The sequence below is a fragment of the Nocardioides sp. BGA-UO-ETr-FS32 genome (genome assembly GCF_059567905.1).
Map to the genome: position 1 here is coordinate 351,719 of NZ_JCAQOX010000017.1, position 13,660 is coordinate 365,378.

Consider the following 13,660-nt stretch of genomic DNA (forward strand, 5'->3'; position numbering starts at 1 on the left):
CCTGAGGGGGTCCTCCGCACCGCGCGGCTGGCTAGGTTCGCTTGCATGACCAGCGCCACCGCCGTGTGCGACCTCGTCCTGCCGTGCCGCGACGAGGGACCGGCGCTCCCCGCGCTGCTCTCCCGAGTGCCCGGGGAGTTCTCCGTCGTCGTGGTCGACAACGGCTCGCGTGACGACACCGCCGAGGTGGCCGAGCGCCTGGGCGCCCGCGTCGTCGTGGAGCCCGTGCCGGGGTACGGCTCCGCCGTGCACGCGGGCCTGCTGGCCGCCACCCACGACTTCGTCGCCGTGATGGACGGAGACGGGTCGTTCGACCCCGCCGACCTGCTGGCCCTGCTCGCCGACGTGTGCGAGGGCCGCGCGGACCTCGCGGTCGGGCGCCGCCGGCCAACCCGGCGCGGGACCTGGCCCTGGCACGCCCGCGCCGGCAACGCGCTGATCGTGGCGTGGCTGCGACGGACCATCGGCATGACGGCCCACGACATCGCGCCGATGCGGGTGTGCCGGCGGCAGGCGATGCTCGACCTCGGGCTGCGCGACCGTCGCTTCGGCTACCCGGTCGAGCTGCTCCAGGCGGTGACCCGGGCCGGCTGGCGCGTGGTCGAGCACGACGTCGACTACCACCCCCGCGCCGAGGGCACCCGCTCCAAGGTCTCCGGCTCGGTCAGCGGCACCGTCCGTACGGCCCGCGACTTCTGGCGCGTGCTGTCGTGACCGGCCCGACCGTGCTGGTGATGGCCAAGGCGCCCGTGCCGGGGCGGGCCAAGACCCGCCTCGCCGTCGCGACCGGTGACGAGGTCGCCGCCGACCTCGCCGCGGCCGCGCTCCTCGACACCATCGCCGCCGTCGCCGCGCTTCCGGGTGCCCGCGGGCACCTGGCGCTGGCCGGCGACCTGCCCACCGCCAGCCGCGGCCCCGAGCTGGTGGCGGCGGTCGAGGGCTGGCGGGTCACCGCGCAGCGCGGCCCCTCGTTCGCCGACCGGCTCGCGGCCGCGCACCTCGACGCCGGCCCCGGCCCGGTCGTGCAGGTCGGCATGGACACGCCCCAGCTGACCGCGCAGCTGCTCGCGGGGGTGCTCGACGACCTGGCCGACCACGACGCGTGCCTGGGACCGGCCCCCGACGGGGGGTGGTGGGCGCTCGCCCGGCACGACCCCGCCGTGGCGGCACCGCTGGCCCGGGTGGCGATGTCGACGCCGACGACGTACGCCGACACCCACGCCGCTCTCGTCGGCGCCGGGCACCGGGTCTCCTCGACGACGCCGCTCGGGGACGTCGACACGGTCGAGGACGCAGCCGAGGTGGCGCGGCTGGCGCCGCACACGCGGTTCGCCGCGGCCTTCCGGGCCTGGGAGGAGCGGTCGTGACGGCCGAGCTGTCCTTCACCGAGGCGTTCACGTGGGCGCTGCGGGGCGCCCCGACGCGGGTCGCGCACTCCTCCGGCGAGTCCACGGTGCTGCCCGTCGAGTCGTGGACCGGCCACGCCGACCCGGCCGACCACGCCCTGCTGGACCTGTGCGAGGGCGACACCCTCGACATCGGGTGCGGCCCCGGTCGGCTCACCCACGAGCTGACCCGGCGCGGCCACCAGGCGCTCGGTGTCGACGTGGTCGAGGAGGCCGTCCAGCTGACGCGCCGCCGCGGCGCCCCGGCCGTGGTCGCGGACGTCTTCGACGCGGTGCCGGAGGAGGGCCGGTGGGGCACCGCCCTGCTCGCCGACGGCAACGTCGGTATCTCCGGCGACCCCACCCACCTGCTGCGCCGGGTCCGGGAGCTCCTGCGGCCCGGCGGCCGCGCCGTGGTCGAGGTCTCCCGTCCCGGCACCGGGTCGTCCGCCGGCTGGTCGCGGCTCGAGCTCCCGCACGGCCGCAGCCGGCCGTTCCGGTGGGCCTTCCTCGCCGTGGACGACGTCGCGACCGTCGCGGTCGCCGCGGGGCTGCTGGTGGCCTCGGTCCACCGGCTCACTCCGCACGACGACGGCCGCTGGGCGGCCGTGCTGGACAGGCCGTGATGAGGGTCCCGCACCCCGACGACTTCTCCTCGAGGCTGCGCAGCCCCGCGGTCGCGGCACGGGTCGGCGTGTGGCTGGGCGTCTCGTTCGTCCTCTGCTTCCTCACCGGCCTGGTCAGCCACTGGGCCCAGCTGCCGTCCCCGGCGATCCCCTTCCCGACGCGCCCGTCCTGGGGCTACCGGGCGACCCAGGGGCTGCACGTCGTCACCGGGTGCGCCGCCGTCCCGCTGCTGCTGGTCAAGCTCTGGGCGGTGTACCCGCGGCTGTTCGAGCGGGTCGACCTGCGGGCGGGACGGCAGGCCCTGGTCGTCGGGCTCGAGCGGGCCTCGATCGGCGTGCTGGTGGCCTCGGCGATCTTCCAGCTGGCGACCGGTCTCGCCAACGCCGCCCAGTGGTACCCGTGGCGCGAGTTCTCCTTCCGCACCTCCCACTACGCGCTCGCCTGGGTCGCGATCGGCGCGCTCGTGCTGCACGTCGCGGTCAAGCTGCCGGTCATCCGGGCCGCACTGGGCGCGGACGTCGACGACACGTCGCTCGACCGCCCGAGCACCCGCGATGCGGGGGCGGTGTCGAGGCGGGTGCTGCTGCGCGCCACCTGGGCTGCCGCCGGGGTCGCCGTGCTCGCGACGGCCGGTGGCACCGTGCCGTGGCTGCGCCGGGTCAGCGTGCTCGCCGTCCGGACCGGCGAGGGCCCCGGCGGCGTACCGATCAACAAGACGGCCGCCTCCGCCGGCGTGCTCACCACCGCCGTGGACCCCGGCTGGGCGCTGGACGTACGCGTCGACGGCGCGGTGGCGGCCCGGCTGTCCCTGGCCGACCTGCGGGCGCTGCCCCAGCACACGGTCGACCTTCCGATCGCCTGCGTGGAGGGGTGGAGCGCGCAGGGGCGCTGGTCCGGTGTCCGGGTGCGCGACGTCCTGGTCGCGGCAGGCGCGGCGGGTGGCACCGACGTCGTTGTCACCTCGCTGCAGGAGCGCGGCCCCTTCATCCGTACGGTGCTGCCGGCCGCGTTCGCCGACGACGAGCGCAGCCTGCTCGCCCTCGACCTGGCCGGCGAGCCGCTGGACCTCGACCACGGCTTCCCGTGCCGCGTGATCGCTCCCAACCGGCCCGGCGTGCTCCAGACCAAGTGGGTCTCCTCGCTGGAGGTGTCGACGTGAGCGCGGCGCGCTGGCTGCTGGGCGGCCTCGGCGTGGCGCTCGGCGCGTACGGCGCGTGGCTGGCGCTGACCCGCCAGGACGCCGGACAGCTCGTCGAGATCGCCGCCTGGCTCGCCGCGGGCGTGGTGCTGCACGACGTCGTGGTCGCCGGGGTGGTGCTCGCCGGCGTCGCCCTCGGGCGCCGTACGCTCCCCCGGCCGTGGCACGCACCTGCCACACTCGCCCTCGTGGTGTGGGGTGGGCTGACGCTGATGGCGGTCCCTGTGCTGGGCAGGTTCGGCGCGCGGCCCGACAACCCGACCCTGCTCGACCGCCCCTACCTCGCCACGTGGGCCGGGCTGAGCGTCGTGACCCTGGTCGTCGTCGCCGTCGCCGGGCTGGTGCGCGCGCGTCGCGGACGGGAGGCCTGAGATGTCGCGGGTGCTGGTCGTCGACGACGACGAGACGGTGCGCGAGGTGGTCGTGTCCTACCTGCGTGCCGCCGGGCACGAGGTCGCCGAGGCCTCCGACGGCGCGTCCGGCCTCGCGGCCCACCAGGACCGCCGCGCCGACCTGGTGGTGCTCGACGTGATGATGCCCGGCCTCGACGGGCTCGAGGTGTGCCGCCGCCTCCGGCTGGCCGGGGACGTGCCGGTCATCCTGCTCACCGCTCTCGGCGCGGAGCAGGACCGGGTCGTCGGCCTGGAGACCGGCGCCGACGACTACGTCACCAAGCCGTTCAGCCCCCGCGAGCTGGTCCTGCGGGTCGAGTCGGTGCTGCGCCGCAGCGGCAGCGACCCTGCGGCGGCGATGCCCGACACCACCACCGACGGCGACCTCGTCGTCGACCACCGCCGCCGCACCGTCACGGTGGGCGGGACCCGGCGCTCCTTCACCGCGCGCGAGTTCGACCTGCTCGCCCACCTGGTCACCCACCCCGGGCAGGCGTTCAGCCGCGAGGAGCTGATGAGCCAGGTGTGGGGGTGGTCGTTCGGCGACTCCTCGACCGTGACCGTCCACGTGCGCCGGGTCCGCGCCAAGGTCGAGGCCGACCCCACCGAGCCCGTCCGCCTGGTCACCGTGTGGGGCATCGGCTACCGGTGGGAGCCCGCGTCGTGAGCGAGCAGGTGCAGGTCGTGCTGGTCGCCGTGGCGGGCGGCGCGGTCGTCGGCGCGCTCGGCCTGCTGGCGGGCTGGCTGCTGCGCAGCAGGTCGCTGCGGTGGCAGCTCGCCCTCGTCGCGGTCGTCTCCGTGACCACCGTGCTGGTGGGGGTCGTCGCGATCGCCCAGCTGATGTTCCTCTCCCGCCACGACCTCCAGGTCGTCATGCTCGTGACGCTCGCCGGCGCCGTGGTGTCGCTCGGGGTGGCCGCGATCCTCTCCGAGGCGCTCGTGCGGTGGTCGCGCCGGCTGCGGGAGCACGTACGCCGCATGGGGGGCGGCCTGCCCGACGAGCCGGCCCCGCAGGCGCCGGCCGAGCTCAGCGAGCTCGCCCGCGAGCTGGCGGCGGCGCGCGAGCGGCTGGAGGAGGCCGCGGCGCGCGAGCAGCGGCTCGAGGAGTCCCGCCGCGAGCTGGTCTCGTGGGTCTCCCACGACCTCCGGACACCGCTGGCGGGCATCCGCGCGATGGCCGAGGCGCTGGAGGACGGCCTGGCCAACGACCCCGCGCGCTACCACCGCCAGATCCGCGGGGAGGTCGACCGCATGGTGAGCATGGTCGACGACCTCTTCGAGCTGTCCCGCATCCACGCAGGCGTCCTGCGGCTCCAGCCCGAGCTCGTCCTGCTCGGCGACCTCGTGAGCGAGGCGGTCGCGGCCGCGGACCCGGTCGCCCGGATGCACCGCGTTCAGGTCGGCGGCGAGGTCCAGTCGGGCCTCGAGGTCACGGTCGACCCGGCCGGCCTCAGCCGCGTGCTCGGCAACCTGATCGTCAACGGCGTACGGCACACGCCGGCCGACGGCTCGGTCCACGTCAGCGCCCGGGTGGTGGGCGACGAGGTCGAGCTCGCGGTCGCGGACCAGTGCGGCGGCATCGAGCCCGGCACCATCGACCGGGTCTTCGAGGTCGCCTTCCGCGGCGCGGAGGCGCGCACGCCCGAGGACCCCGACGACTCCTCGGCCGCGTCCCGCGCGGGCCTCGGCCTCGCCATCGTCAAGGGCATCGTCGAGGCGCACCGCGGCCGGGTCGAGGTGACCAACACCGGTCCCGACGGTGCGGTGACCGGCTGCCGCTTCGTCGTACGGCTCCCGCTCGGCCAGTCGGCCGGCTGACCGCGGCCCTCAGCTCTCGAGGGCCTCGCGCACCGGGTCGGGCTCGGCGTCGGACTCGTGGTGGTCGTCGTAGGTGCGGCCGCGCGTGCTCACCAGCAGCATGACCACCCCGAGCACGGCGGCGAGGAGCGAGGCCATGAGGATCGCGATCTTCGCCTCCTCGGTGAGCAGGTCGGAGCCCGGGAACGACAGCCCGGCGATGAAGATCGAGACGGTGAAGCCGATGCCGGCGACCGCGCCGAGGCCGAGCACCATCGACCACGAGGTGTTCTCCGGCAGCTTCGCGATGCCGAGGCGTACGGCCAGGAAGGACGTCACGAAGATGCCGACCGGCTTGCCGACGACCAGGCCGAGGATGATGCCGAGGCCCACCGGCTCGGTGAAGACCTCGCTGATCGCGCCCAGCTCGACGCCGGCGTTGGCAAGCGCGAAGATCGGCAGCACGACGTACGCCGAGAGCGGGTGCAGCGAGCTGATGAGCCGCTCGACCACCGACACGGACTCCTTGAGCAGGAACCGCAGCCGGGCCAGCTCGTCGGGGTTGAGGTGGCGGTCGCGCAGCGCCCGGGTGGCGTACTCGCGGGCCACCTCCTCGTTGAGCAGCGGCCTCGCGGGGGCGAGCAGGCCGATCGCGACGCCGGCCAGGGTGGCATGCACCCCGGACTCGAGCAGGGCGAACCAGACGCCGACGCCGAGGATCGCGTAGACGACGACCGTCCAGATCCGCAGCACCCGGGCCACGACGATCGCGCCGAGCAGACCGATCGCGATCGCCAGCCAGGTCAGCGACAGGTCGCTGGTGTAGAACACCGCGATCACGAGGATCGCGCCGATGTCGTCGACGATCGCCAACGTCAGCAGGAAGAGCCGTGCGGCCGACGGGATCCGGCGCCCGAGGACGCCGAGGACGCCGACCGCGAACGCGATGTCGGTGGCCATCGGGATGCCCCACCCGGCGCCGCCGTCACTGCCCGGCGGGTTGAGCGCGAGGTAGAGGCCGGCCGGCAGGACCATGCCGCCGACGGCGGCGACGATCGGCAGGGCCGCCGTCTTGGGGTCGCGCAGGTCGCCGTTGACCAGCTCGTACTTGATCTCCAGGCCGACGACGAAGAAGAAGATCACCATCAGGGCGTCGTTGACCCAGTGCTGGAGCGACTCGTCGAGGTGCAGCGGACCGACGTCGAGCGTCAGGTGGGCGTGCCAGAGCGCGTCGTAGGACTCGGCCCACGGGCTGTTGGCCCACAGCAGTGCGGCGGCCGCGGCGACGAGGAGCAGGATCGATCCGGCCGCCTCCACCCGGAGGAACTCGCGCATCGGTCGCGCGATCAGACGGGCCAGCGGCTTGTCGCTCGCGATGTAGACCGGGCCGGTCTGCCACACGTCGTCGTCGGGTCGGGGGTCCTGGGGCTTGCGGGCTGAGGCCATGCGGCGGCGCATCCTTCGGGGGTCGTCGGGGAACCGTCACCGCGGATGAATCACCACGGGCCGACCAGACTTCCCGGCTCACCTGAACCTCAGTCTAGACGGAGCGGTGATGCGCGCAGACCCGTTGGTAGGGTCGCAGCGTCAGCTCCCCCGGCGTACACCGAAGGACCGCACCATGTCCCACCAGATGTCCCACGAACCGGTCAAGGACGACGATCCGACGCTCGGCAAGCTCGTCATGGACGCGCAACGGGACATCTCGAGCCTGATCTCCAAGGAGATCCAGCTCGCGAAGAGCGAGATCAAGGTCAGCGTCAAGCACGGCGGGGTCGGCATCGGCCTGTTCGCGGGGGCGGCGTTCATCGGCCTGCTCGCGATCATCATGCTCTCGGTCGCGATCGCCTACTTCATCCACTGGAACGGCCAGGGCCTCGACCTGCACTGGGCCTTCCTGATCGTCTTCGCGCTCTACCTCCTCATCGCCGGGCTGCTCGGGCTGGTCGGCCTCAAGCAGGTCAAGCAGGTCAAGGCGCCCGAGCGCGCGATCGAGCAGGGCAAGCAGATCCCGCAGGCCCTCAAGGGCCGGGGCTGACCCAGGCCGTACGGCCCGGCGCCGCTCAGCGCACGCAGGTGCCGGTGTCGACCGGTGAGCCCCGGGTCAGGCCCGCGGCCGCGGACTCGGCGACCTGCTCGGCCGTCAGCGCGTAGCCGGTCTCGGGGTCGCTGACCGAGGCGGCGAAGACCATCCCGGCGACGTCGCCGGCGGAGGTCACGATCGGTCCGCCGGAGTTGCCCGGGCGGATGAGCGCGCGCAGCGAGAAGACCTGCCGGATGACCGTCCCGTCTCCGTAGATGTCGGGCGAGCGCAGCCGCTGTTCGGCGCGGATGCGCCCGGACTCGACGGAGTAGGGCCCGTCCTCGGGGTAGCCGAGGACCGCGACCGGGTCGCGCGGCTCGGCCTCGGTGTCGAACGCGAGCTGCGGCACCCCGGTGTCGGGCAGCGCCAGCACGGCGATGTCGAGCGCGGCGTCGTAGAGCACGACCGACGCGGTGACCGACGTCCCGCCGACCTCCACCTCGGGGCGGGTCACGCCCGCCACGACGTGGGCGTTGGTCATCAGGCGGCCGGGGGCGTAGAAGAAGCCGGTGCCCTCCACGCCGCTGCCGCAGCCGTTGGTGCCGCGGACCTTGACGACGCTGGACTCGGCGGCGAGCACGTCGGGGTCGGTGAGCATCCGCGGGTCGCCGCGCCGGACCGCCACGATCCGCTCGGGCGCGAAGGGCTCGAGGTAGCGCGGGAAGAAGGTCGTCCCGACGACGTTGTTGAAGGTCTGCAGCACCTTGTCGGAGTCGGTCGGGAGCGTCTGGTCGACCTTGGCGAGGATCGCGGAGTCGCGCACCATCGGCGTGATCGCGCCGATGCGGGTGCCGGAGACCGCGACGCCGAGGGCCCACGCGACGAGCAGCACGGCCACGGCGCTGAGGGCCGAGCCGCCCACGGCGTCGACGGCGCGGATCGGCTGCCAGGTGATGCTGTCGCGGATCCGCGCGCCGACGAACTGGAAGAGCGCCTGGCCGAGCGAGGCGGAGACGATGACGATGAACAGCGCACCCAGCGAGACCCACAGCGACGGGGCCGCGTCACCGAGCGCGACCGGGGCCACCCAGATGCCGGCCAGGCCGCCGAGCAGCAGGCCGGCGGTCGCGCTCGCGCCGGTGATGAAGCCCTGCCAGTAGCCCGAGAGCGCGTAGATCCCCACGAGTGCGACGAGGCACCAGTCGAGGACGTTCATGGCCTACTCCTCGAGCCTGGTGTTCTGCGGCGTGTTGGGAGCGAGGTCCGTTCCCCTGGGGACACCTTGCAGCATGTGGTCGGGCAGGTCACGGACCCGCGCCCGGTCCCAGTCCTCCGCCCAGCCGAGGTAGCTGAACAACCGCGCGATGATCCCCGCGGTGAAGCCCCACAGGATGACGTCCTTGTCGGGCCCGATCAGGAAGCCCGGTCCCATCCAGCCGCTGGGGTGCCGGACGTTGATCCGGTGCTCCGGGTCGAGCAGCTCGGCGATCGCCACGTGGTGGATCTCGTGGACCTCCTCGGGGCTCTCGATCCGCACCTCGCCGCGGTCGCGCCAGTAGCCGAGGATCGGCGTCACCGCGAAGTTGCTCGGCGGCAGCCACAGCTCGGGCAGCTGGCCGAAGACCTCGACCTCGGCGGGCTCGAGGCCGATCTCCTCGTACGCCTCGCGCAGCGCCGCCTCCTCCGGGGTCTCCCCCTCGTCGAGCGAGCCGCCCGGGAAGGACACCTGCCCGGGGTGGGAGCGCATGTGGTGGTTGCGCTCGGTGAGCAGCAGCTCGCCGCGGTGGGCGAGGTCGTCCGGGGTGGTGGGGTCGGACTCCCGGTCGGCGAACACCATCAGCACTGCGCCGCGCCGCGGGTCGCTGTCCTCGGGCGGCATGAACCGCGTCAGCTCGTGGACGGAGATCGTGGAGGCCGCCTCGACCACCGGGGCCAGCCAGCCCGGCAGCGAGCTGCTCACAGCGTGATCCCGAGGTGCTCGGCGACCTTGGCCTTGATCTCCGCCACGGACTCCACGCCGCCGGAGTCCTGCGCCACGACCTGGCCGTCGGCGTCGACGAAGACGAAGGCCGGCAGCCCGCGCCGCGCCACCGCGAAGGTGTCCTCGGCCATCAGCTCGCCGCCGGGGTCGGCGATCGAGGGATAGGTCGCCCCCGTCTCCTCGGCCAGCGCGAGCGCGCCGTCGGGGTGCACGTCGTTGAAGTCGATGCCGAGCACCGGCACCTGCTCGCCGTACTGCTGGTGGAACTCCTCCAGCGCCGGCATCTCCTCGCGGCACGGCTCGCAGAAGGCCTGCCAGAGGTTGATCACGACGGGACCGCGCAGCGACGAGAGCTCGACGTCGGGACCGCCGCCGAGGCACGGCAGGGTCAGCTCCGGCAGCCCGCCCTCGACGGGCTCGCCGGTGCCGGGCTGGCAGTCCTCCATGCCGATGCGTGCCTTGACCTCCCGCAGCGCGGGCGTGTCGACGTCGACGTCGGGAGGGCGTACGTCGATGCGTCCGTCGCCGTCGGAGGTGCACGCGGTCAGCGACGCGGCGACCAGCAGCGCGAGGAGTGCCTTCCTCATGCGGGGCCCTGCGTGGTGACGAGCTTCTCCGCCTCGACCGGGTCGGTGGGGCCGGCGCCGTAGGACGGGCACAGCCGAGCGACCGGGCAGGCTCCGCAGGCGGGCTTCTTGGCGTGGCAGCGGCGACGGCCGTGCCAGATGAGGTGGTGCGACAGCATCGTCCAGTCGCGCCGGGGGAACAGCGCGCCGACCGCGTGCTCGACCTTGACCGGGTCGGTCTCCTCGGTCCAGCCGAGGCGGCGCGCGAGGCGACCGAAGTGGGTGTCGACGGTGATGCCCGGCTTGTCGAAGGCATTGCCGAGGACGACGTTGGCGGTCTTGCGACCGACGCCGGGGAGCGTGACGAGGTCCTCGAGCCGGTCGGGCACGTGGCCGTCGTAGCGCTCCACGAGCGCCTGGCTGAGCTTGAGCAGCGAGTCGGTCTTGGCGCGGAAGAAGCCGAGCGGGCCGAGCAGCTGCTCCATGTGCTCGCGCGGAGCGGCCGCCATCGCCTCGGGCGTGGGATAGGCGGCGAAGAGCGCCGGGCTGGCGGCGTTGACGCGGCGGTCGGTGGTCTGCGCGGAGACGACGGTGACCACCAGGCACTCGAACGGGTTGGTGAAGTCGAGCTCGGCCGCGGCGTCGGGATAGGTCTCGGCGAGGATCCGGTCGACCTTGCGTGCGCGCCGCACCAGTGACGTGTCGGGCTTGGCGATCGCGACCTGGGCGGCCTTCTTGGCGGGGGCGGGCACGCGCCCAGCGTACGGTCCGGCTCCGACACCGCCGAAGCCGGCAAACCGCGCACATGTGGCGCGGAGTCGCGGTTGTGAGCCGGACCACGGCTAGGATCGTGCCGGATCCCGAGCACCACTGGACGGGACGCACCCCAATGGGAGGAATGACGTGGACAACGACGTGCTCCGGCAGGCACCGCTGTTCAGCTCGCTCGACGACGAGGCGGCGACTGCGCTGGGCGGCTCGATGGCCGAGACCAAGCTCCGCCGTGGCGACGTGCTCTTCCACGAGGGCGACTCGGGCGACAAGCTCTACATCGTCACCGAGGGCAAGGTGAAGCTCGGCCGCTCCTCCTCCGACGGCCGCGAGAACCTGCTCGCCATCATGGGCCCCGGCCAGATGTTCGGCGAGCTCTCCCTCTTCGACCCGGGCCCGCGCTCGGCGACGGTCACCGCGGTCACCGACGCCTCCTTCGGCTCGCTGTCCCACGACGACCTGCTGCGCTGGCTCGACGGCCGCCCGCAGGTGGCCCGCGGCCTGCTGTCGCAGCTCGCCTCGCGGCTGCGCAAGTCCAACGACGTCGTCGCCGACCTCGTCTTCTCCGACGTGCCGGGCCGCGTCGCCAAGGCACTGCTCGACCTCGCCGACCGCTTCGGCCGCACCGCCGACGACGGCGTCCACGTCCACCACGACCTCACCCAGGAGGAGCTCGCCCAGCTGGTCGGCGCCTCCCGCGAGACGGTCAACAAGGCGCTCGCCGACTTCGCCTCGCGCGGCTGGCTGCGCCTGGAGCCCCGCTCCGTGGTGATCATGGACCTCGAGCGCCTCTCCCGCCGCGCCCGCTGAAGGTTCCTCGCCGCACCTGACCTCCGACACGGCGCGTGTCACCGGCACGTCGTACGGACCGAACACCGCCGGGCCGCCGTGTCGCACGGGCAGCCGCCGACGCCGGCGGCCGTTCGGTCCGTACGGCGGTCAGGCGCGCGATGCAGAGGCGGTCGAGAACTTTCCGGGATCACTGCCACCCGGCACGACGCCCGGCTGCGTCGTACGTCGTGAAGGGGGTTCGACGTGATCACAGGGGACGAGGCGGGCTTCGACGCCTTCGTGGCGGGACGCCAAGCGTCGCTGTCACGGACGGCGTACCTGCTGACGGGTGACCACCACCTCGCCCAGGACCTCGTGCAGGCGGCCCTGTTGCAGGCGGCGCGGCACTGGAAGCGGATCCACACCTCGCCCGAGGCGTACGTCCGGCGCGCGATGTACCACCAGAACATCTCGTGGTGGCGCCGCCGACGGATCGCCGAGTCGCCGCTCCTCGGCCACGACGGCGCGGTCGATGCCGTCGACACCGACCTGCGGCTCTCGCTGGACCAGGCGCTCGCCCGCCTCACCGCCAAGCAGCGGACCGTGCTGGTGCTGCGCTTCTACGAGGACCTCACCGAGGTCGAGACCGCACGTGCGCTCAACCTCTCGACGAGCACCGTGAAGTCCACGACCCGGCAGGCCCTGGCGCGACTACGGACGCTGGCCCCCGAGCTGGCCGACCTGATCGGAGCAGACGCATGACCGACGACCTGCGCACCCGGATGCACCGCGTGGCCGACGAGGTCACCCCGCTCCCCGTGTCCGACGACCTCTGGCGTCGCGGACAGGCCGCGCGCCACCGCGGCCAGGCGCTGGTGGTGGCTGCGGTCATCGTGGTCCTGACGTCCGTCGGCGGCGGCGTCGCACTCTGGTCCGCGCCGGACCGGGAGGTGCGTACGGCATCGTCCGAGGTCCCGCAGGGCGGCGCGATCCCCAGCCGGATCGAGGACCCGGGCGACGCGGAGGTGACCACCGACCTCGCGGTGGGGCCGGCGTCCGTCGCGTTCGTCGGGTCGGACGGTCAACCCCTGCTCGTCACGGCCGCGGACGGGCGCTACCACGCTCTCGACCTGGCGGGCTGGGACGGCGGGCTGCTGTCACTCAACCCCGACGGGACCTTCCTCGCCTGGACGATCGAGTCCGACGCCGAGGGGCGGCCGCGTGACGGGTTCGCGCTCGTGGACCTCGTCAGCGGCGAAACCCGGCTCATGTCCAGCGGTTCAGCAGGCTCGATCACTCCCGAGGACATCTCGTGGTCGTCCTCGGGCCAGTGGCTCACCTGGTTCGCCGACGATGCCGTGAGCCGGATGCCTGTCGATCCCGTCGGCGTCCTCTCACAGGAGACGACCACGACCGGCAAGCAGGTGGAGTGGTCGGCCGTCGACGACGAGGGCAACGTGACGTTCTTTGCCCAGGGGCCGCGCCAGTGGTCGCGCGTCGGGGCCTACGGGCGGATGAGGATGTCGGAGCAGACGGCGTTCGACGCCGGGCGACGCGGTCGCAACCACGCCGCCACCGCCTCGCCCGCCGGGGACACCATCGCGCTCGCCTCGAGCGCGGACGCCGCGGCGGTCGACTTCCTGACCGGCGGACGGTTCACCGAACGCGCCCTCGCCAGCGACCTCTACCCCGACGGCGCGACCGTACGGCCACTGGGCTGGGCGACCGACACGCTCGTCGTGGCACGCGTCGACGCGCCGGACGGCTCCTACGTCGAGGGGCCGCACCTCGCGCTCCTCACCGCCCCCAACGCCCCCGAGTCGCAGTGGACCTATCGCATCGTGTCGCGCGACATCCCCGCCGCCGCACTGAGCCTCGCTGTAGACCTCATCCCCGACCTCGACGGCACCTCGGCGCAACCGCTGACCCACGACTTCGGCGACGCGACCGACGACCCGCCGACGCCGCTGGGGATCGAGCTCTCGCTGTTCATCGGGCTGGGCGTGGCCGCGGCCATCGCAGTGCTGCTCGGGCTCCGCCTGCTGTGGCGCCGCTGGGCGTAGACGCGCGGACATAACCTCGCAGACCACCGTGCCGCCGAGCGTGGCCCGGCACCGGTTGGCCGACTTCTGTCCGCGCGTCTCCGACG

General features: G+C 73.6%; 16 protein-coding genes. 11 read left to right on the plus strand and 5 right to left on the minus strand.

All coding sequences use genetic code 11. The annotated features are described in order from the left end of the window. Positions 1-45 precede the first annotated feature (45 nt). From AC57BS_RS21860 to AC57BS_RS21890, 7 genes are read left to right on the plus strand one after another with little or no spacing between them, the layout of a single operon-like run. The gene (locus AC57BS_RS21860; RefSeq protein ID WP_496413561.1) at positions 46-714 is read left to right on the plus strand and encodes a glycosyltransferase family 2 protein; all 669 of its coding nucleotides are present in this window, start codon (positions 46-48) and stop codon (positions 712-714) included. Then, entirely contained in the window at positions 711-1,367 is a 657-nt protein-coding gene (locus AC57BS_RS21865) for a TIGR04282 family arsenosugar biosynthesis glycosyltransferase (RefSeq protein ID WP_496413562.1), read from the plus strand. The genes AC57BS_RS21860 and AC57BS_RS21865 overlap by 4 nt, the downstream gene beginning before the upstream one ends. Further along, positions 1,364-2,011 (plus strand): class I SAM-dependent methyltransferase, encoded by a 648-nt coding sequence (locus AC57BS_RS21870; RefSeq protein WP_496413563.1) that lies wholly within the window; start codon positions 1,364-1,366, stop codon positions 2,009-2,011. Before AC57BS_RS21865 ends, AC57BS_RS21870 begins: the two co-directional genes overlap by 4 nt. Then, on the plus strand, positions 2,011-3,171 hold the full coding sequence (locus tag AC57BS_RS21875; RefSeq protein ID WP_496413564.1) for a molybdopterin-dependent oxidoreductase: 1,161 nt from the start codon (positions 2,011-2,013) through the stop codon (positions 3,169-3,171). Before AC57BS_RS21870 ends, AC57BS_RS21875 begins: the two co-directional genes overlap by 1 nt. Beyond that, positions 3,168-3,581, plus strand: a complete 414-nt coding sequence (locus tag AC57BS_RS21880; RefSeq protein ID WP_496413565.1) for a hypothetical protein — start codon at positions 3,168-3,170, stop codon at positions 3,579-3,581. Before AC57BS_RS21875 ends, AC57BS_RS21880 begins: the two co-directional genes overlap by 4 nt. A 1-nt stretch (position 3,582) precedes the next feature. Further along, positions 3,583-4,269, plus strand: a complete 687-nt coding sequence (locus AC57BS_RS21885) for a response regulator transcription factor (RefSeq protein ID WP_496413566.1) — start codon at positions 3,583-3,585, stop codon at positions 4,267-4,269. Further along, entirely contained in the window at positions 4,266-5,420 is a 1,155-nt protein-coding gene (locus AC57BS_RS21890) for a sensor histidine kinase (RefSeq protein ID WP_496413567.1), read from the plus strand. The genes AC57BS_RS21885 and AC57BS_RS21890 overlap by 4 nt, the downstream gene beginning before the upstream one ends. Before the next feature lie 9 nt (positions 5,421-5,429). Here AC57BS_RS21890 and nhaA read toward each other — a convergent pair whose 3' ends face one another. Continuing rightward, the gene (nhaA, locus tag AC57BS_RS21895) at positions 5,430-6,845 is read right to left on the minus strand and encodes a Na+/H+ antiporter NhaA (protein WP_496413568.1); all 1,416 of its coding nucleotides are present in this window, start codon (positions 6,843-6,845) and stop codon (positions 5,430-5,432) included. Positions 6,846-7,020: 175 nt separating this feature from the next. On the opposite strand from nhaA, the gene AC57BS_RS21900 reads away from it, so the two are divergent. Further along, on the plus strand, positions 7,021-7,437 hold the full coding sequence (locus tag AC57BS_RS21900; RefSeq protein WP_496413569.1) for a phage holin family protein: 417 nt from the start codon (positions 7,021-7,023) through the stop codon (positions 7,435-7,437). A 25-nt stretch (positions 7,438-7,462) separates the two neighbouring features. Here AC57BS_RS21900 and AC57BS_RS21905 read toward each other — a convergent pair whose 3' ends face one another. The 4 genes from AC57BS_RS21905 to nth are packed head-to-tail and all read right to left on the minus strand — an operon-like array spanning position 7,463 to position 10,721. Then, positions 7,463-8,638, minus strand: a complete 1,176-nt coding sequence (locus tag AC57BS_RS21905) for a MarP family serine protease (protein WP_496413570.1) — start codon at positions 8,636-8,638, stop codon at positions 7,463-7,465. A gap of 3 nt (positions 8,639-8,641) precedes the next feature. Then, complete coding sequence (locus AC57BS_RS21910; RefSeq protein WP_496413571.1) at positions 8,642-9,382, minus strand: NUDIX hydrolase; 741 nt, start codon at positions 9,380-9,382, stop codon at positions 8,642-8,644. After that, a complete protein-coding gene (locus AC57BS_RS21915) occupies positions 9,379-9,990 on the minus strand; it encodes a TlpA family protein disulfide reductase (protein WP_496413572.1) in 612 nt (203 codons plus the stop codon). The genes AC57BS_RS21910 and AC57BS_RS21915 overlap by 4 nt, the downstream gene beginning before the upstream one ends. After that, a complete protein-coding gene (gene nth, locus AC57BS_RS21920; RefSeq protein WP_496413573.1) occupies positions 9,987-10,721 on the minus strand; it encodes an endonuclease III in 735 nt (244 codons plus the stop codon). Before nth ends, AC57BS_RS21915 begins: the two co-directional genes overlap by 4 nt. A gap of 151 nt (positions 10,722-10,872) precedes the next feature. On the opposite strand from nth, the gene AC57BS_RS21925 reads away from it, so the two are divergent. The 3 genes from AC57BS_RS21925 (at position 10,873) to AC57BS_RS21935 (ending at position 13,574) form a co-directional block, all read left to right on the plus strand. After that, positions 10,873-11,550 carry a Crp/Fnr family transcriptional regulator gene (locus AC57BS_RS21925; protein WP_299931229.1) on the plus strand — a complete coding sequence of 226 codons (678 nt, stop codon included), beginning with the start codon at positions 10,873-10,875 and terminating at the stop codon, positions 11,548-11,550. Positions 11,551-11,775: 225 nt separating this feature from the next. Next, a complete protein-coding gene (locus AC57BS_RS21930; protein ID WP_496413574.1) occupies positions 11,776-12,273 on the plus strand; it encodes a SigE family RNA polymerase sigma factor in 498 nt (165 codons plus the stop codon). Beyond that, complete coding sequence (locus tag AC57BS_RS21935; RefSeq protein ID WP_496413575.1) at positions 12,270-13,574, plus strand: hypothetical protein; 1,305 nt, start codon at positions 12,270-12,272, stop codon at positions 13,572-13,574. Before AC57BS_RS21930 ends, AC57BS_RS21935 begins: the two co-directional genes overlap by 4 nt. The last annotated feature ends 86 nt before the right edge of the window (positions 13,575-13,660 follow it).